The sequence below is a fragment of the Pseudomonas sp. B21-021 genome, assembly GCF_024749205.1.
Classification (GTDB): domain Bacteria; phylum Pseudomonadota; class Gammaproteobacteria; order Pseudomonadales; family Pseudomonadaceae; genus Aquipseudomonas; species Aquipseudomonas paraglycinae.
Genome location: NZ_CP087192.1, coordinates 6,293,366 through 6,309,179, shown reverse-complemented (window position 1 = coordinate 6,309,179; position 15,814 = coordinate 6,293,366). Strand labels below are relative to the sequence as shown.

General features: G+C 60.9%; 16 protein-coding genes and 1 pseudogene. 5 read left to right on the top strand and 12 right to left on the bottom strand.

Annotated features, from left to right (window positions below; translation table 11 throughout):
- Positions 1-38: 38 nt before the first annotated feature.
- The 6 genes from LOY31_RS28560 to LOY31_RS28535 form a co-directional block, all read right to left on the bottom strand.
- Positions 39-779 carry a hypothetical protein gene (locus LOY31_RS28560; protein ID WP_085606135.1) on the bottom strand — a complete coding sequence of 247 codons (741 nt, stop codon included), beginning with the start codon at positions 777-779 and terminating at the stop codon, positions 39-41.
- A 72-nt stretch (positions 780-851) separates the two neighbouring features.
- Positions 852-1,232 (bottom strand): RidA family protein, encoded by a 381-nt coding sequence (locus LOY31_RS28555; protein ID WP_003229509.1) that lies wholly within the window; start codon positions 1,230-1,232, stop codon positions 852-854.
- Between the two features lie 24 nt (positions 1,233-1,256).
- On the bottom strand, positions 1,257-3,362 hold the full coding sequence (spoT, locus tag LOY31_RS28550) for a bifunctional GTP diphosphokinase/guanosine-3',5'-bis pyrophosphate 3'-pyrophosphohydrolase (RefSeq protein WP_007954439.1): 2,106 nt from the start codon (positions 3,360-3,362) through the stop codon (positions 1,257-1,259).
- A gap of 57 nt (positions 3,363-3,419) precedes the next feature.
- Positions 3,420-3,683 (bottom strand): DNA-directed RNA polymerase subunit omega, encoded by a 264-nt coding sequence (rpoZ, locus tag LOY31_RS28545; protein WP_258712619.1) that lies wholly within the window; start codon positions 3,681-3,683, stop codon positions 3,420-3,422.
- A 168-nt stretch (positions 3,684-3,851) separates the two neighbouring features.
- Entirely contained in the window at positions 3,852-4,472 is a 621-nt protein-coding gene (gmk, locus tag LOY31_RS28540; RefSeq protein ID WP_003229498.1) for a guanylate kinase, read from the bottom strand.
- A 12-nt stretch (positions 4,473-4,484) separates the two neighbouring features.
- Positions 4,485-5,348, bottom strand: a complete 864-nt coding sequence (locus LOY31_RS28535; protein WP_258712618.1) for a YicC/YloC family endoribonuclease — start codon at positions 5,346-5,348, stop codon at positions 4,485-4,487.
- Positions 5,349-5,615: 267 nt separating this feature from the next.
- On the opposite strand from LOY31_RS28535, the gene rph reads away from it, so the two are divergent.
- Entirely contained in the window at positions 5,616-6,338 is a 723-nt protein-coding gene (gene rph, locus LOY31_RS28530; RefSeq protein ID WP_003229494.1) for a ribonuclease PH, read from the top strand.
- Positions 6,339-6,367: 29 nt separating this feature from the next.
- Positions 6,368-6,736: a DUF4870 domain-containing protein gene (locus LOY31_RS28525; protein WP_039765199.1), complete on the top strand. Its 369-nt coding sequence runs from the start codon at positions 6,368-6,370 to the stop codon at positions 6,734-6,736.
- A gap of 63 nt (positions 6,737-6,799) precedes the next feature.
- On the opposite strand, the gene LOY31_RS28520 is transcribed toward LOY31_RS28525, so the two are convergent.
- Positions 6,800-7,579, bottom strand: a complete 780-nt coding sequence (locus LOY31_RS28520) for an exodeoxyribonuclease III (protein WP_007920349.1) — start codon at positions 7,577-7,579, stop codon at positions 6,800-6,802.
- A gap of 82 nt (positions 7,580-7,661) precedes the next feature.
- Between LOY31_RS28520 and pyrE the strand changes: the two genes are divergently transcribed.
- The gene (pyrE, locus tag LOY31_RS28515; RefSeq protein WP_007954442.1) at positions 7,662-8,306 is read left to right on the top strand and encodes an orotate phosphoribosyltransferase; all 645 of its coding nucleotides are present in this window, start codon (positions 7,662-7,664) and stop codon (positions 8,304-8,306) included.
- 69 nt (positions 8,307-8,375) lie between these two features.
- On the opposite strand, the gene argB is transcribed toward pyrE, so the two are convergent.
- The 4 genes and pseudogenes from argB to coaBC all read right to left on the bottom strand — a co-directional run bounded on the left by argB (position 8,376) and on the right by coaBC (position 12,609).
- A complete protein-coding gene (gene argB / locus LOY31_RS28510) occupies positions 8,376-9,281 on the bottom strand; it encodes an acetylglutamate kinase (protein ID WP_007954443.1) in 906 nt (301 codons plus the stop codon).
- A 24-nt stretch (positions 9,282-9,305) separates the two neighbouring features.
- Positions 9,306-10,682, bottom strand: a pseudogene (locus tag LOY31_RS28505) (phosphomannomutase/phosphoglucomutase); the annotation flags it as partial.
- A gap of 257 nt (positions 10,683-10,939) precedes the next feature.
- Entirely contained in the window at positions 10,940-11,395 is a 456-nt protein-coding gene (dut, locus tag LOY31_RS28500; RefSeq protein ID WP_007954445.1) for a dUTP diphosphatase, read from the bottom strand.
- 5 nt (positions 11,396-11,400) lie between these two features.
- The gene (gene coaBC, locus LOY31_RS28495; protein WP_064379854.1) at positions 11,401-12,609 is read right to left on the bottom strand and encodes a bifunctional phosphopantothenoylcysteine decarboxylase/phosphopantothenate--cysteine ligase CoaBC; all 1,209 of its coding nucleotides are present in this window, start codon (positions 12,607-12,609) and stop codon (positions 11,401-11,403) included.
- A 135-nt stretch (positions 12,610-12,744) separates the two neighbouring features.
- On the opposite strand from coaBC, the gene radC reads away from it, so the two are divergent.
- Complete coding sequence (gene radC, locus LOY31_RS28490) at positions 12,745-13,419, top strand: RadC family protein (protein WP_085606125.1); 675 nt, start codon at positions 12,745-12,747, stop codon at positions 13,417-13,419.
- Positions 13,420-13,545: 126 nt separating this feature from the next.
- Here the strand turns inward: radC and LOY31_RS28485 are convergent, their stop codons facing one another.
- The gene (locus LOY31_RS28485) at positions 13,546-15,132 is read right to left on the bottom strand and encodes an ABC transporter substrate-binding protein (protein ID WP_085606123.1); all 1,587 of its coding nucleotides are present in this window, start codon (positions 15,130-15,132) and stop codon (positions 13,546-13,548) included.
- A 447-nt stretch (positions 15,133-15,579) separates the two neighbouring features.
- On the opposite strand from LOY31_RS28485, the gene rpmB reads away from it, so the two are divergent.
- Positions 15,580-15,813 (top strand): 50S ribosomal protein L28, encoded by a 234-nt coding sequence (rpmB, locus tag LOY31_RS28480; RefSeq protein ID WP_003177273.1) that lies wholly within the window; start codon positions 15,580-15,582, stop codon positions 15,811-15,813.
- The last annotated feature ends 1 nt before the right edge of the window (position 15,814 follow it).

Genomic DNA, 15,814 nt, shown 5'->3' with positions numbered 1-15,814 from the left:
CAAATGTTTGCTCCCGCTTTTTTTGTCTCAAGCGCCGATCATTGCTTCTCGAGCAACCACTTGCGTTCACCCGGGGTGAACTGCGGTTGTTCGTCCGCCAGCGCGGTGTTCACGGCCTGCAGGATTTCCAGCTCTTTGCCCTTGCGCACAAAGATCCAGTTGTTGCCCTGACCGTTCTGCTGCAGCCACATGCTGTCGTTGCCGTTGCTCATCGATGCGCAATCGCCTGCGAGGCACAGCGCATAGCGGTCGGCACCCGGCAGGCCGGAGACTTGACCGTCCGCCTGGAATTGCACGGTGGCGCCTTCGCCCTGGCCGCTGGTGATCGTCCAGTTGCCGCCCAGATAAGCGGAATACAGCGCGCGTTCGAAGCTGGCGCCGATCGGTGCGCCTTCCGGCACCGGGATCTGCGCGCGGTCAAAGACCTGTTCCGGTTCGTTTTCGTTGGCGGCTTGTTGCAGTTGGCCGCCGTCACGTTTCAGCTCGCTGGCGGAGCTGCCATAGAAGTCGACTTTCCAAGCACCGGACTGTTCGCCGAGCAAGCGACCTTCGACGTTTTCGAAACCGTTGGTGTAGCGGGCCTGACCGGCCTTGGTGTTGACGTCCCACTCCAGGTTCGGGCCATAAGCCTGAAGCGCTTCGCGCAGGGGACCGCCCTTGGCAGCGGCATCGATGGCGACCTGATTGATCCAGGTGCCGCTGATGTCACGGTCGGCAGGGTTGCTGGCGCAACCGCCGAGGAAAATGGCGAGCAGCGAGAGAGCAAGCGCTTTGCGCATGGTGGAATCCTTTCAAAACCTTTTCTTTACCGCAGAGCAGTCGGCGCGGCGTCTGAGGCCGCGCCGTACGCATTACTCGATGACCAGAATGGCATCCATTTCAACCTGCGAACCCTTTGGCAGGGCTGCCACGCCGATGGCGGCGCGCGCCGGGTACGGCTGGTCGAAGTACTTGCCCATGATCTCGTTGACCTTGGCGAAGTGGCTTAGGTCGGTCAGGAAGATGTTCAGCTTGACGATGTCCTTGAACGAACCGCCGGCGGCTTCGGCCACGGCTTTCAGGTTCTCGAACACCTGGACGGTCTGGGCTTCGAAGCCTTCGACCAGTTCCATGGTTTTTGGATCGAGGGGAATCTGACCCGACATGTAAACGGTGTTACCGGCCTTGATCGCCTGAGAGTAAGTACCGATGGCGGCCGGGGCCTTGTCGCTGGTGATAACGGTTTTGGTCATGAATGACTCCTTGTAATGGGGTGGTTATGCACGCATGCGGGTGATGCGGATCACCCCGGTCAGGGCGCGCAGTTTCTTGATCACGCGGGCCAGGTGCACACGGTCGTGGACGCTGACCACCAACTGGACAACGCTGATGCGGCCATCGCGTTCGTCCATGCTGATTTTCTCGATATTGCCGTCGGCTGCGTTGACGCTGCTGGCCAGCAGGGCGATCAGGCCGCGCTGGTGTTCCAGCTCGACGCGCAGTTCGACGTTGAATTCGCCGGTGACATCCTTGGCCCACGAGAGCTGGATGCATTTTTCCGGGTTATGACGGATTTCGCTGATGTTGCGGCAGTTGTCCAGGTGCACGACCATGCCTTTGCCCGCCGACAGGTGACCGACAATCGGGTCGCCCGGAATCGGCGTACAGCATTTGGCGTAGCTGAGGACCAGGCCTTCGGTGCCGCGAATCGCCAGCGGGCCTTCCGGGCTCGGCAGTTGTTCGCCTTCGCCGAGCAGGCGGCGCGCCACGACGTAGGCCATGCGGTTGCCCAGGCCGATGTCTTCCAGCAAGTCTTCGATCAGTTCGAGGCGGTACTCGGTGAGCATCGCCTTCACGCGTTCGGCCGGGATCTGTTCCAGCGCACTGTCGAAGCCGTTGAGCACCTTGTTCAGCAGGCGTTCGCCGAGGCTGATGGATTCGGAGCGGCGTTGCAGTTTCAGCGCATGACGGATGTGCGTGCGCGCCTTGCCGGTGACCACGAAGTTGAGCCACGCCGGGTTCGGCCGTGCGCCGGGAGCGCTGACGATCTCGACCGTGGAGCCGCTTTGCAGCGGTTCGGACAGCGGTGCGAGACGACGGTTGATCCGGCAGGCGATGCAGCTGTTGCCGACGTCGGTGTGCACCGCGTAGGCAAAGTCGACAGCCGTGGAGCCTTTGGGCAGCTCCATGATCCGGCCTTTGGGCGTGAACACGTAGACCTCGTCCGGGAACAGGTCGATCTTCACGCTCTCGATGAATTCCAGCGAGTTGCCGGCACGTTGCTGCATTTCCAGCACGCCCTTGACCCACTGACGGGCGCGGGCGTGAGTGCCTTTCGGCTGCTCGTCACCGCTGGATTTGTACAGCCAATGGGCGGCGATGCCGTTGTTGGCCATCTCTTCCATTTCACGGGTGCGGATCTGGATCTCGATCGGTACACCGTGCATGCCGAACAGCGTGGTGTGCAGCGACTGATAGCCGTTGGCCTTGGGGATCGCGATGTAATCCTTGAAGCGCCCCGGCAACGGTTTGTACAAATTATGTACAGCACCCAGCACGCGGTAGCAGGTATCGACCTTGTCGACGATGATCCGGAACGCGTAGACGTCCATGATCTCGTTGAAGGCCCGACGCTTGCCGCGCATTTTCTTGTAGATGCCGTAGAGGTGTTTCTGGCGACCGCTGACTTCGCCCTGGATGCCGTCGATGGCGAGGCAGTGACCAAGGGACTCTTCGATCTTGTTGACGATTTCCTTGCGGTTGCCCCGGGCGCGTTTGACGGCCTGGTAGATCCGCGCGGAACGCATCGGGTGCATCGCCTTGAAACCGAGGTCTTCGAACTCGATACGGATCGCGTGCATGCCCAGGCGGTTGGCGATGGGGGCGTAGATCTCGAGGGTTTCCTTGGCGATGCGCCGGCGTTTTTCGCCGGACAGCACTTCCAGCGTGCGCATGTTGTGCAGGCGGTCGGCAAGCTTGACCAGGATCACGCGAATGTCGCGTGCCATGGCCATGGCCATCTTCTGGAAGTTTTCAGCCTGGGCTTCGGCCTTGGTCTCGAAGTTCATCTGGGTCAGTTTGCTGACCCCGTCGACCAGTTCGGCAACGGTTTCACCGAACTGCGCTTGCAGCGCTTCCTTGGCGATACCGGTGTCTTCGATCACGTCATGCAGCATCGCAGCCATCAGGCTCTGATGGTCCATGTGCATGTCGGCAAGAATATTCGCCACGGCAAGAGGATGCGTGACATACGCCTCGCCGCTGCGGCGGCGTTGGCCGTCGTGGGCTTGTTCGGCGTAGAAATACGCTCGGCGGACCAGGTTGACCTGGTCATTGCCGAGGTAGGTCGATAAGCGATCGGCGAGGGCGTCTATGCTCGGCATGATGTCTCCTGCCGTAGGCTGTGATCCCGCGCCGTGCTACGTCGACCAGGCATAGGCTTAGACGGCCTCGTTGGACTCGTCCTCGAACGCAGCGAAGACAGGGTCTTCGTGGACGATTTCCTGCTGGGCGATGAACTCGTAGCTCATCAGGCCTTCAGCGATTTCACGCAGCGCAACTACGGTCGGTTTGTCGTTTTCCCACTGAACCAGGGGCTCTTTGCCGCCGGTGGCCAGTTGACGGGCACGCTTGGTAGAGAGCATGACCAGCTCAAAGCGGTTTTCCACGTGTTCTAGGCAGTCTTCAACGGTTACGCGGGCCATGGTATTCCTCGGAGCGAATGCAATATGCGCGCTGCCCGGTTGGGCGAGCGGACTCAACAGTTTAAAAAATCACCAGCGATTAGGGAAGCGCTGATTTTTTGACCAGACTCTTCAACGCGCTGCAAGTGCCAATGTAAAGCCCTTGCAGCGGTTTTGGGAAGTGCTGTTTCAGCCCAGCAATTCAGCCAGCAATTTGCCGAAACGCACTTGTTGGCGTTTCTGTTGCAGCTGATTGGCGCGGAAAATCGCTTTCAGATCGTCCAGCGCGTGGGCGAAATCGTCGTTGATGATCAGGTAGTCGTACTCGACGTAGTGGCTCATCTCGCTGACCGCTTCACGCATCCGGCCGTCGATGATCTCGTCGCTGTCCTGACCACGGTTGGTCAGGCGCTGGTGCAGGGCCTGCAGCGAAGGCGGCAGAATGAAGATCGAACGGGCCTGCGGCATCAGCTTGCGCACTTGCTCGGCGCCTTGCCAGTCGATTTCCAGAATCAGGTCGTGGCCTTCGTCCAGGGTCTGCTGCAGGCGGCTTTGCGAGGTGCCGTAGAAGTTGCCGAAGACTTCGGCGCGTTCCAGGAAGTCGCCGTGCTCGCCCATCTTCACGAACTCTTCGCGGGTCACGAAGTGATAGTTCACGCCGTCCACTTCGCCCGGGCGCATGGCGCGGGTGGTGTGGGAAATCGAGACGCGGATCTCCGGGTTGGCGTCGGTCAGGGCCTTGACCAGACTGCTCTTGCCCGCGCCCGAAGGGGCGGAAATGATGTACAGGGTGCCGGTGCTGTGGGTCATGTCGGGGTAGCCTTACTCAATATTCTGCACTTGTTCGCGCATCTGCTCGATCAACACCTTGAGGTTGACCGCCGCCTGGGTGCTGCGCGGGTCGAAGGCCTTGGAGCCCAGTGTGTTGGCTTCGCGGTTGAGTTCCTGCATCAGGAAGTCCAGGCGCCGACCGGCGGCACCGCCGGATTTCAGCACCCGGCGAACTTCGATGATGTGGGTGCTCAGGCGGTCCAGTTCTTCAGCCACGTCGCTCTTTTGCGCGAGCATGACCATTTCCTGTTCCAGGCGCTGCGGGTCCATCTCGGCCTTCATGTCGGCGAAGCGGTCGAGGACTTTCTGGCGCTGGGTGGCGAGCATCTGCGGAACCAGTTCGCGCAGGGTCACCACGTCTTCCTCGATGGAGGTCAGACGATCGTTGATCAGGCGGGCCAGCTCCGCGCCTTCGCGCTCGCGGCCGGCCTTGAGGTCTTTCAGGCCCTGATTGAACAAGGCCAGTGCCTCGGCGTTCAACGCCTGCGGGTCGGTGGCGTCGGCCACCAGTACGCCAGGCCAGGCCAGCACCTCCAGCGGGTTCAGCGCGGCCGGGTTCTTGATCAGGCCGGCAACCGTTTCGGCAGCGGCAACCAATTGCGCGGCACGTTCGCGATCCACTTGCAGCGGCTTGCCGGTGCTTTCCTCGGTGAAGCGCAGGGTGCATTCCAGTTTGCCGCGCGACAGGCTCTGGCGCAGGGCTTCGCGGACGGCGCCTTCGAGGTCGCGAAACGACTCCGGCAGGCGCAGGTGGGGTTCCAGGTAGCGGCTGTTGACCGAGCGCAGTTCCCAGCTCAGGGTGCCCTGAACGCCGGCTTTTTCGACGCGGGCGAAGGCGGTCATGCTGTGCACCATGGGGTGACCTCGCGATACAGATCGGCGCGAATTGAAGCTCCGCAGCTCGATATCAATGAATTTAAGCCGACTGGCAGCAAAGGCGCAGGATTGTAGCGCAGTGCGGCAGATGCGCCCAAACACACGGTGTGACAAAGGGCTGCAGGCCGTCGGCGAAGCGCGTTTCAGGGCCTTCGGTCGTCGGCCGGATTTTTTAACGAGTGCCCAGGCGCGGTGCGCGGCTCTATAATGCTCCGCAGTTTTCCGTCCCCAGTACAGGTATCTCCTATGAAACGTCCAAGTGGTCGCGCTGCCGATCAGCTCCGCTCGATCCGCATTACCCGCAACTACACCAAACACGCCGAGGGATCCGTACTGGTCGAATTCGGTGATACCAAAGTCATCTGCACCGTCAGCGTCGAAAACGGCGTGCCGCGTTTCCTCAAAGGTCAGGGCCAGGGTTGGCTGACCGCCGAATACGGCATGCTGCCGCGCGCCACCGGCGAGCGTAACCAGCGTGAAGCGAGCCGTGGCAAGCAGGGTGGTCGTACCCTGGAAATTCAGCGTCTGATCGGCCGTTCCCTGCGCGCCGCGCTGGACATGTCCAAGCTGGGTGACGTCACCCTGTACGTCGACTGCGACGTGATCCAGGCCGACGGCGGCACCCGCACCGCGTCGATCACCGGCGCCATGGTTGCGCTGGTCGATGCACTGAAGGTGATCAAGAAGCGCGGCGGCCTGAAAGGCGGCGATCCGCTCAAGCAAATGATCGGCGCAGTCTCCGTGGGCATGTACCAGGGCGAGCCGGTACTGGATCTGGACTATCTTGAAGATTCCGCTGCCGAGACCGACCTCAACGTAGTGATGACCAGCACCGGTGGTTTCATCGAAGTGCAGGGCACCGCCGAAGGCGCGCCGTTCCAGCCTGAAGAGCTGAACGCGATGCTGGAACTGGCCAAGAAAGGCATGAACGAGATCTTCGAACTGCAAAAGGCTGCACTGGCCGACTGAGCAGGTTCGTAACCCGCAAGGAGGACGCGATGAGTGATGAGCAAGAGTTGCTGCCCAAGCCGAGCCAGGAGGTTCGCCAATGGGCCATGTTTTGTCACTTGTCCGCCTTGCTGGGGATCTGGATTCCGTTTGGCACGCTGATCGGGCCGCTGGTCCTGTGGCAGATGAAGCGCGAGACCGATCCGTTCATCGACGCCCAGGGCAAGGAAGCGTTGAATTTCCAGATCACCGTGGCGATTGCTTCGATGGTCTGCTTCGTTCTGATGCTGTTGCTTATCGGGTTCGTGTTGTTCGGCCTGCTGGCCATTGCGGCGCTGGTGTTGACGATAATCGGTGGGGTGAAAGCCAACGAAGGCTTCCCTTATCGTTATCCTTTCACCTGGCGGTTGATCAAATAACGAACGATCGCCCACAAAAAAACCGACAGTGAAGTCGGTTTTTTTGTGTCTGCGAAAGGCCGCTTAGATGGTCAGCGTCCAGTCGTAGTCGACGATCAGCGGCGCGTGCTGCGAGAACCTAGGCTGACGCGGCAGGCGTGCACTGCGCACGAAGCGCCGCAGGCCCGGGGTCAGGATCTGGTAGTCGAAGCGCCAGCCCAGATTCAGCATCTCGGCCTGTTCGTTGTCCGGCCACCAGCTGTACTGGTCGCCTTCGCGGCTGACTTCGCGCAGAGCATCGACATAGCCCATGTTGCCGACAATCTCGTCCATCCAGGCGCGTTCCGGCGCGAGGAAACCCGGAGATTGCTGGCTGTCGCGCCAGTTCTTGATGTCGAGCTTCTGCTGCGCGACGTACAGCGAGCCACAATAAATGTACTCGCGACGTTTGCGCCGCTGTTTGTCCAGATACTTGCCGAAGTCGTCCATGAGCTTGAACTTCTGGTTCAAGTCCTCATCGCCGTTCATCCCCGAAGGAAGCAGCAAGGTGGCAATACTGACTTTGTCGAAATCTGCTTGCAGGTAGCGCCCGTAGCGGTCGGCCGTCTCGAATCCGAGACCGCTGATGACAGCCTTCGGTTGCAACCGCGAATACAAAGCCACGCCACCTTGGGCAGGGACTTCAGCATCGCAGGCATAAAGGAAGTAGCCATCCAGTTGGAAGGCTGGGTCGTCCAGTTCAAAGGCGGAGGCACGGGTGTCCTGCAGGCAGATGACGTCGGCATTCTGTGCCTGCAGCCAACTGAGCAAACCGCGCTCGACTGCAGCCTGAATACCATTGACGTTCACACTGATGATCCGCATAAATGGCCCCAAAAATCGCGTGCGTGTATGATACACGGCGTCAAGCTAATTAGCTAAATCCGTGGTATTTGGGGTTTTTTTCATGCAAGCGTATCAGCGCGATTTCATTCGTTTTGCCATCGATCGCGGCGTTTTGCGCTTCGGTGAGTTCACCCTGAAGTCCGGGCGCACCAGTCCTTACTTCTTCAATGCCGGCCTGTTCAACTCGGGTTCCGCACTGGCGCAGCTGGGTCGTTTCTACGCCGCAGCCATCGCCGAGAGCGGCATTCCGTTCGACGTGCTGTTCGGCCCGGCCTACAAAGGCATCCCGCTGGCGGCAACCACTGCCGTGGCGCTGGCCGAACACCACAACCGTGACCTGCCATGGTGCTTCAACCGCAAGGAAGCCAAGGCCCACGGCGAGGGCGGCAGCCTGGTTGGCGCACCGTTGACCGGCGAAGTGCTGATCATCGACGACGTGATCACCGCCGGCACCGCGATCCGTGAAGTGATGCAGATCATCGCTTCCCAGGACGGCGCCAAGGCTGCCGGTGTGCTGATCGCTCTGAACCGTCAGGAGCGCGGCAACGGCGAGCTGTCGGCCATCCAGGAAGTCGAGCGTGATTTCGGCATCCCGGTCATCAGCATCGTTTCGCTGAACCAGGTGCTGGAATTCCTGGCTGACGATCCGCAGCTCAAGCAGCACCTGCCAGCCGTTGAAGCCTATCGCGCCCAGTTCGGCGTCTGATCGCAGCTTCAGGCAAAAAAAGACCCCGCTCAGCCAGGCTGAGCGGGGTCTTTTTGTTTGCGCGAGCGCTTACGGACGCTTGCGATTGCTGATCAGCGTACCCACACCGGTGTCGGTGAAGATTTCCAGCAGGATCGCGTTCGGTACACGGCCGTCGATGATCAGTGAGCTGCCCACGCCGCCCTGTACCGCTTCCAGCGCGCAGCGGATCTTCGGCAGCATGCCGCCGTAGATGGTGCCGTCGGCGATCAGGTCGTCGACTTGCTGGGTGCTCAGGCCGGTCAGTACGGTGCCCGACTTGTCCATCAGGCCGGCGATGTTGGTCAGCAGCATCAGCTTCTCGGCTTTCAGCGCTTCGGCGACCTTGCCGGCCACCAGGTCAGCGTTGATGTTGTACGACTCGCCGTTTTCACCCACGCCGATCGGCGCGATCACCGGGATGAAGTTGCCTTTGACCAGCAGGTTCAGCAGTTCAGTGTTGATCCCGACCACTTCGCCCACATGGCCGATGTCGATGATTTCCGGCTGGGTCATCTCCGGGGTCTGGCGGGTGACGGTGAGCTTCTTCGCACGAATCAGCCCGGCGTCTTTACCGGTCAGGCCGATGGCGCTGCCGCCGTGACGGTTGATCAGGTTGACGATGCTTTTGTTGACCTGGCCGCCGAGGACCATTTCCACCACGTCCATGGTCGCGGCGTCGGTGACGCGCATGCCGTCGACGAAATGGCTTTCGATCGACAGGCGCTTGAGCAGATCACCGATCTGCGGGCCACCGCCGTGCACGACCACCGGGTTGATACCCACGGCCTTCATCAGCACGATGTCGCGGGCGAAGCCGGTTTTCAGCTCCTCGCTTTCCATCGCGTTGCCGCCGTATTTGATCACCAGGGTCTTGCCGACGTATCGGCGGATGTAAGGCAGCGCTTCGGACAGGACCTTGGCAGTGTTGGCGGCGGCATCGCGTTCGAGGGTCATTCAGGGCTCCGGGTGAATCAGCAATCAGAACGGTAGTTGGAGATCAGGTGCAACGCGTTTCAGTTGGGCATGGAACACAGCCTTGATGCGCTGCAGTTCCGCCTCGTCATCGGCCTCGAAGCGCAGCACCAGCACCGGTGTGGTGTTGGACGCGCGCACCAGGCCCCAGCCTTTGGCGTAGTCGACCCGCACGCCGTCAATGGTGGTCAGGTCGGCGCCTGGGCCCCACTGCGCATCGTGCAGTGCATCAATGATGCTGAATTTGCTCTCTTCGGTCACATGGATATTGATTTCCGGCGTGGAAATATCGTTCGGGAAGGTCGCGAACAGCTCCTCGGCCGAAGATTTTTCCTTGCTGAGGATTTCCAGCAGCCGTGCGGCGCTGTAAATGCCGTCGTCGAAACCGAACCAGCGTTCCTTGAAGAAAATGTGCCCGCTCATTTCGCCGGCCAACAGTGCGCCGGACTGTTTCATTTTCTTTTTGATCAACGAGTGACCGGTCTTCCACATTAGCGGCCGACCGCCATATTCCTTGATCAGCGGGATCAGGCGACGGGTGCATTTGACGTCGAAGATGATCTCCGCGTCGGGGTTGCGCGCCACCACGTCACGGGCGAACAGCATCAGCAGGCGGTCCGGGAACACGATGGTGCCGGTGTTGGTCACCACGCCGACGCGGTCGCCGTCGCCGTCGAAAGCCAGACCGATGTCGGCCTTGGTTTCCTTGACCTTGGCGATCAGGTCGACGAGGTTTTCAGGCTTGCCCGGATCCGGATGGTGGTTCGGGAAGTTGCCGTCGACTTCGCAGAACAGCGGGATGACTTCGCAGTTCAGCGCTTCGATCAGTTGCGGGGCGATCACGCCGGCCGCGCCGTTGCCGCAGTCGACCACGACTTTCAGGCGCCGGGCCAGTTTGATGTCCTGGACGATTTCGGTGTTGTAGCGGTCGAGGATCTCAACCTGTGTCACGCTGCCGGTGCCGCTGCTCAGGTTACCGGTCTTGAGGCGCTCGTGCAGGGCCTGGATCTGCTCGTTGGCGAGGGTGTCGCCGGCGATCACGATCTTGAAGCCGTTGTAGTTCGACGGGTTGTGACTGCCGGTGAGCATCACGCCGGATTTGCCGGCCAGCACGTTGGCGGCGTAGTACAACGCAGGCGTCGGCACCAGGCCGACGTCGCTGACATGGCAGCCGCTTTCGGCGATGCCACGAATCAGTTCTGCAACCAGTTCGGGACCGGACAGGCGGCCATCACGGCCGACGGACACGTTCGGTTCACCCTGGGCCAGGCTCTGGGAGCCGATGGCGCGGCCGATCCAGTAGGCTGTTTCGGCATTGAGGAATTCCGGCACGGTGCCGCGAATGTCATAGGCGCGGAAGATGCTGTCGGGAAGCTTCGGGGCGACTTGGGCGGGGGTGCTCATCTGCGAAAATGCTCCATCTCGAAAGTGGCTGGACACACCGACGACTCATTCGACGGCAAGCTCAAACTGAAGGGTATGACGGCGGTTTTCACAGAGAGTTCGTGGTGTGAAAGGGCCATGACGCCTTGTGCGGCGTGGCTTTGGCTTGCCAATGCCTTGATTTTCAGCGGTAAAGCTTCCAGATGAATCTGCGTATTTTTATGGCGAGAGAGCGGGCTCCCTCGCCACAAAACCAATCACTTGGTGCCGGAATGGCCGAAACCGCCAGCGCCACGCTCGGTTTCAACGAACTCTTCGACCATTTCGAAGTGCGCCTGCACCACCGGCACCAGCACCAGTTGCGCCAGGCGCTCGCCGACCGGCATGGTGAATTCGGTCTGGCCACGGTTCCAGCAGGAAACCATCAGCGGGCCCTGGTAGTCGGAGTCGATCAGACCGACGAGGTTGCCCAGCACGATGCCGTGCTTATGGCCCATGCCCGAGCGCGGCAGGATCAGCGCGGCGAGGTTCGGATCGCCGATGTAGACCGACAGACCGGTCGGGATCAGCACGGTTTCACCCGGCTTGATCACGATGTCCTCTTGCAGCATGGCGCGCAGGTCGAGGCCGGCGGAGCCCGGTGTGGCGTATTGCGGCAGCGGGAATTCGGTACCGATGCGTGGGTCGAGGATCTTGGCTTGCAAAGCGTGCATGTAAATTAAACCTGGTTCAGACGTTCGGCGATAAAAGTGACCAGCTGGCGAGCGATCTTGCCCTTGCTGGTCTGGGCGAAAACCGTGGCGTGCAGCGCACGGTCGATGACGCTGCAGGCGTTTTCTTCGCTGTTGAAACCGATGCTCGGGTTGGCGACGTCGTTGGCGACGATCAGGTCGAGATTCTTATCCTTCAGCTTGCGTGCAGCGTAGTCGAGCAGGTGTTCGGTCTCGGCGGCGAAGCCGACACTGAACGGACGGTCGGGACGGGTCGCGATGGTGGCCAGGATGTCCGGGTTGCGCACCATTTGCAGGACGAAGCCGTCGCCGCTCGTAGGGTCTTTCTTTAATTTTTGCGGGGCGACGACTTCCGGACGGTAGTCCGCCACCGCCGCCGAGGCGATAAAGATGTCGCAAGGGATCGCGGCTTCACACGCTGCGAGCATGTCGCGGGCACTGACCACATCGATCCGGGTGACGCGATCCGGCGTCGGCAGGTGCACCGGGCCGCTGATCAGCGTGACTCGGGCGCCGGCTTCCACTGCCGCTTCAGCCAGGGCGAAGCCCATTTTGCCGGAGCTGTGGTTGGTGATGTAGCGCACCGGGTCGATGTTTTCCTGGGTCGGGCCAGCAGTAATCACCACGTGCTTGCCGGTCAGTGCCTGACGCTGGAAGCAGTCCGCCGCGAGCTGGGCCAGATCGGTGGCTTCCATCATGCGGCCCATGCCGACGTCGCCGCAGGCCTGGCTGCCGGAGGCCGGGCCGAAGGTCTTCAGGCCACGGCTTTCAAGGAGTTGCAGGTTGGCCTGGGTTGCCGGGTCGCGCCACATGGCCTGGTTCATGGCTGGGGCGACCGCGACGATGGCGTCGGTGGCCAGCACTAGCGTGGTCAGCAGATCGTTGGCAATGCCTTGGGCCAGGCGGGCCAGCAGGTCGGCGGTGGCCGGGGCGATCAGCACCAGATCGGCCCATTTGGCCAGTTCGATGTGGCCCATCGCCGCTTCGGCGGCAGGGTCGAGCAAATCCAGGTGAACCGGGTGGCCGGACAGCGCCTGCATGGTCAGCGGGGTGATGAATTCGCTGCCGCCACGGGTCATGACCACGCGCACTTCGGCGCCCTGATCGATCAGGCGGCGCACAAGGTCGGCGCTCTTGTAGGCAGCAATACCGCCGCCGACGCCCAGAACGATGCGTTTCCGATACAGCCGCTGCATAGGTCTGCCTTTCATTTCGTTGGTGACATACGTGGCGAAACCCCCTCCCCAGGGTGAATTCGCCCGCAAAAAAGATGGGCTACGATATCACAGCGACCGCTACGGAACAGCGGCGCCCACAGACAAGGAAGGTGTATGAGTATTCGCGATTGGCCGGCGGCGGAAAGGCCGCGGGAGAAGCTGTTGGAACAGGGCTCGGGAAGTCTTTCCGATGCCGAATTGCTGGCGATTTTTCTGCGCACCGGTGTATCCGGCAAAAGCGCGGTGGATGTCGCAAGACACCTGTTGGGTCAGTTCGGCAGCTTGCGAGCCTTGCTTGAGGCTGATCTCGCAACGTTCAGCGAACAATTGGGGCTGGGCCCGGCGAAGTTCGCCCAGCTGCAGGCCGTGCTGGAAATGGGTCGGCGACATCTGGCCGAGCGCATGCGGCAGAAAACGGCGCTGGAGAATCCGCAGGTGGTCCGTGATTACCTCAAGGCCATGTTGCGCCACGAGCCGCACGAAGTTTTCGGTTGCCTGTTTCTGGATTCCAAGCATCAAGTGCTCACCTTCGAGGCTCTGTTTCGCGGCTCGATCGACAACACCGCCGTGCATCCCCGCGAAGTGGTGAAGCGCTCGTTGGCCAATAACGCGGCGGCCGTGATCCTGTGCCACAACCATCCGTCGGGGAACAGCGATCCGAGTCAGGCTGATCGATTATTGACCAAGCGCTTGCAGAAGGCTTTGGAGCTGATCGACGTGCGGGTGCTGGATCACTTCATCGTTGGCGATGGTGAACCGTTGTCGATGGCGGAGTGTGGCTGGATGTGAGGGTGATGCCGCATCCCTGTGGGAGCGAGCTTGCTCGCGATAGCGTTGTGTCAGCCGCCTCATCCGGTAACTGACAGACTGCAATCGCGAGCAAGCTCGCTCCCACAGGTTTTGTGTTGTGGTGGGTTATTTGAGGGTAACCTTGGAGTAGTCCTGCCGCCCGAACGGGCTCACCGAGTAACCCTGTACGTCTTTGCGCGTCAGGGCGTAGGCAGTCGGATGCGCCAGCGGCAGCCACAGCGCCTGCTGCTGAATCTGCGCCTGCGCCTGTTCGTAGAGTTTGGTGCGCACACCTTGCTCGCTGGTGGTCTTGCCGGCGCTGATCAGTTTGTCCAGATCGGCGTTGCAATAGCGGGCGAAGTTGGTGCCGGACTTCACCGCCGCGCAGGAAAACTGCGGGGTCAGGAAATTGTCCGGGTCGCCGTTGTCGCCGGCCCAGCCCATGAACAGCAGGTCATGCTCGCCAGCCTTGGCGCGGCGGATCAGCTCGCCCCATTCGATCACGCGGATTTCGGCCTGAATGCCGATTTCCGCCAGATCCGATTGCAGCAATTGCGCGCCGAGGCTCGGGTTCGGGTTAAGCAGGCTGCCGGACGGGCGCGTCCAGATGGTGGTCTGGAAACCGTCCTTCAATCCGGCCTTGGCCAGCAATGCCTTGGCCTTGTTCACGTCGTGGGCGTAACCCGGCAGGTTTTTCGCGTAGCTCCAGGTATTCGGCGGATACGGACCGTTGGCGGCTTCGGCGGTGTCTTCGAATACAGCCTTGAGGTAGTTGGCCTTGTCGAAGGCGAGGTTGATCGCCTGACGCACTTCCGGTTTGTCCAGCGGCGGATGCTGGCTGTTGATGCCAACGAATGCGGTCATGAACGCGTCAGTCTTTTCGACTTTCAGCGTCGGCTCCTGCTTCGCCGCCTGTACGTCCAATGGTTTCGGTGACAGGGCGATCTGGCACTCGTTGCGCCGCAGCTTTTGCAGGCGCACGTTGGCGTCCGGGGTGATGGCGAAGATCAGCGGGTCCACCGCAGGCTTGCCGCGGAAGTAGTCCGGGTTCGCCTTGTAACGGATCGACGCGTCTTTCTGGAACCGGGTGAACACGAACGGTCCGGTGCCGACCGGCTGGCTGTTGAGCTTGTCGGTGGCATCGGCCTTCAGCAGCTTGTCGGCGTATTCAGCAGAATAAATGGAGGCGAAGCCCATGCTCAGGGTCGCGAGGAACGTCGAGTCCGGGTGATCGAGGGTGAAGCGCACGGTCAGCGGGTCCAGCGCGTCGATCTTCTTGATCAGGCTCGGCAACTGCATCGACTGGGCGTGCGGGAAGCCGCTCTGGGCGACTTTGTGCCACGGGTTGGCCGGGTCGAGCATGCGGTCGAAGCTGAACTTGACGTCTTCGGCGGTCAGTTCGCGGGTCGGCTTGAAGTAGTCGGTGGTGTGGAACTTCACCTGCGGGTGCAGCTTGAACACGTAGGTCAGGCCGTCGGTGCTGACTTCCCAGCTGTCGGCCAGGCTCGGGACGACCTTGCCGCTGGCGGTGTCGAAATCCACCAAACGGTTCATCAGCACGTCGGCCGATGCGTTGGTGGTGGTCAGCGAGTTGTACTGCACCACGTCGAAGCCTTCGGGACTGGCCTCGGTGCAGACGCTCAGGGCGGCGGCCTGGGCCAGTGGACTCAGTAACAGCGGGGCGAAGAGCAGGGGGAGGGCAGCGAGGCGCATGGTCGGCTTCCTTTACAGATCGAAGGCCCATCTGCAAGTGCAGTCTGGAAAAGTCCTACCCTAGAGGTCGCGATTGCAAATGACTATCCCCTTTTTGCATTTTCGGGGCGTGAGGCTGGCGAGATCTGTAGGAAACGATTGCGTTAAAATCCGCAATCACTGTCGAAGCTGGTTCTCTGCGACGAATGGTAAAAATTGCCGGCAGCCTTTGCCTAAGGCGCTCCCAGCCAGAAAAAGCGGCTTTTTAGCCATTCTTTGCACACGGAAAGTTGTTGCTCCGTGGTCTTTCTGGTATAAAGCAGCGCTCTTTTCTAGGGGCCCGGTTCCTTCGCTTGTAGGTGTAGCCGGTAAGACCTCTAAAGAATCGCGGCGCCTGGCGCCACAATGACTAGAGATTAAGCGGCCAACCCATGCCGGGTTGGGCATGTGGTTTTAGAGGGCTGAGGCATGTCTAGAGTATGTCAAGTTACCGGTAAGGGTCCGGTGACTGGGAACAACATTTCCCACGCAAACAACAAAACCCGTCGTCGTTTCCTGCCGAACCTGCAGCATCACCGCTTCTGGGTTGAAGAAGAGAAACGTTTCGTACGCCTGCGCGTTTCCGCCAAAGGCATGCGTATCATCGACAAGCGTGGCATCAGCGTTGTGCTGGCCGAGCTGCGTCGCGACGGCAAGGTTTAAG

Excerpts from the sequence above, each read along its gene's own strand:
- LOY31_RS28525 (WP_039765199.1), top strand. The coding sequence starts at position 6,368 with ATGAGTGATGAGCAAGAGTTGCTGCCCAAGCCGAGCCAGGAGGTTCGC.
- LOY31_RS28560 (WP_085606135.1), bottom strand. The coding sequence starts at position 779 with ATGCGCAAAGCGCTTGCTCTCTCGCTGCTCGCCATTTTCCTCGGCGGT.
- LOY31_RS28485 (WP_085606123.1), bottom strand. The coding sequence starts at position 15,132 with ATGCGCCTCGCTGCCCTCCCCCTGCTCTTCGCCCCGCTGTTACTGAGT.
- radC (WP_085606125.1), top strand. The coding sequence starts at position 12,745 with ATGAGTATTCGCGATTGGCCGGCGGCGGAAAGGCCGCGGGAGAAGCTG.
- pyrE (WP_007954442.1), top strand. The coding sequence starts at position 7,662 with ATGCAAGCGTATCAGCGCGATTTCATTCGTTTTGCCATCGATCGCGGC.
- LOY31_RS28520 (WP_007920349.1), bottom strand. The coding sequence starts at position 7,579 with ATGCGGATCATCAGTGTGAACGTCAATGGTATTCAGGCTGCAGTCGAG.
- LOY31_RS28555 (WP_003229509.1), bottom strand. The coding sequence starts at position 1,232 with ATGACCAAAACCGTTATCACCAGCGACAAGGCCCCGGCCGCCATCGGT.
- coaBC (WP_064379854.1), bottom strand. The coding sequence starts at position 12,609 with ATGCAGCGGCTGTATCGGAAACGCATCGTTCTGGGCGTCGGCGGCGGT.
- spoT (WP_007954439.1), bottom strand. The coding sequence starts at position 3,362 with ATGCCGAGCATAGACGCCCTCGCCGATCGCTTATCGACCTACCTCGGC.
- argB (WP_007954443.1), bottom strand. The coding sequence starts at position 9,281 with ATGACCCTCGAACGCGATGCCGCCGCCAACACTGCCAAGGTCCTGTCC.
- LOY31_RS28535 (WP_258712618.1), bottom strand. The coding sequence starts at position 5,348 with ATGGTGCACAGCATGACCGCCTTCGCCCGCGTCGAAAAAGCCGGCGTT.
- rph (WP_003229494.1), top strand. The coding sequence starts at position 5,616 with ATGAAACGTCCAAGTGGTCGCGCTGCCGATCAGCTCCGCTCGATCCGC.
- rpmB (WP_003177273.1), top strand. The coding sequence starts at position 15,580 with ATGTCTAGAGTATGTCAAGTTACCGGTAAGGGTCCGGTGACTGGGAAC.
- dut (WP_007954445.1), bottom strand. The coding sequence starts at position 11,395 with ATGCACGCTTTGCAAGCCAAGATCCTCGACCCACGCATCGGTACCGAA.
- rpoZ (WP_258712619.1), bottom strand. The coding sequence starts at position 3,683 with ATGGCCCGCGTAACCGTTGAAGACTGCCTAGAACACGTGGAAAACCGC.
- gmk (WP_003229498.1), bottom strand. The coding sequence starts at position 4,472 with ATGACCCACAGCACCGGCACCCTGTACATCATTTCCGCCCCTTCGGGC.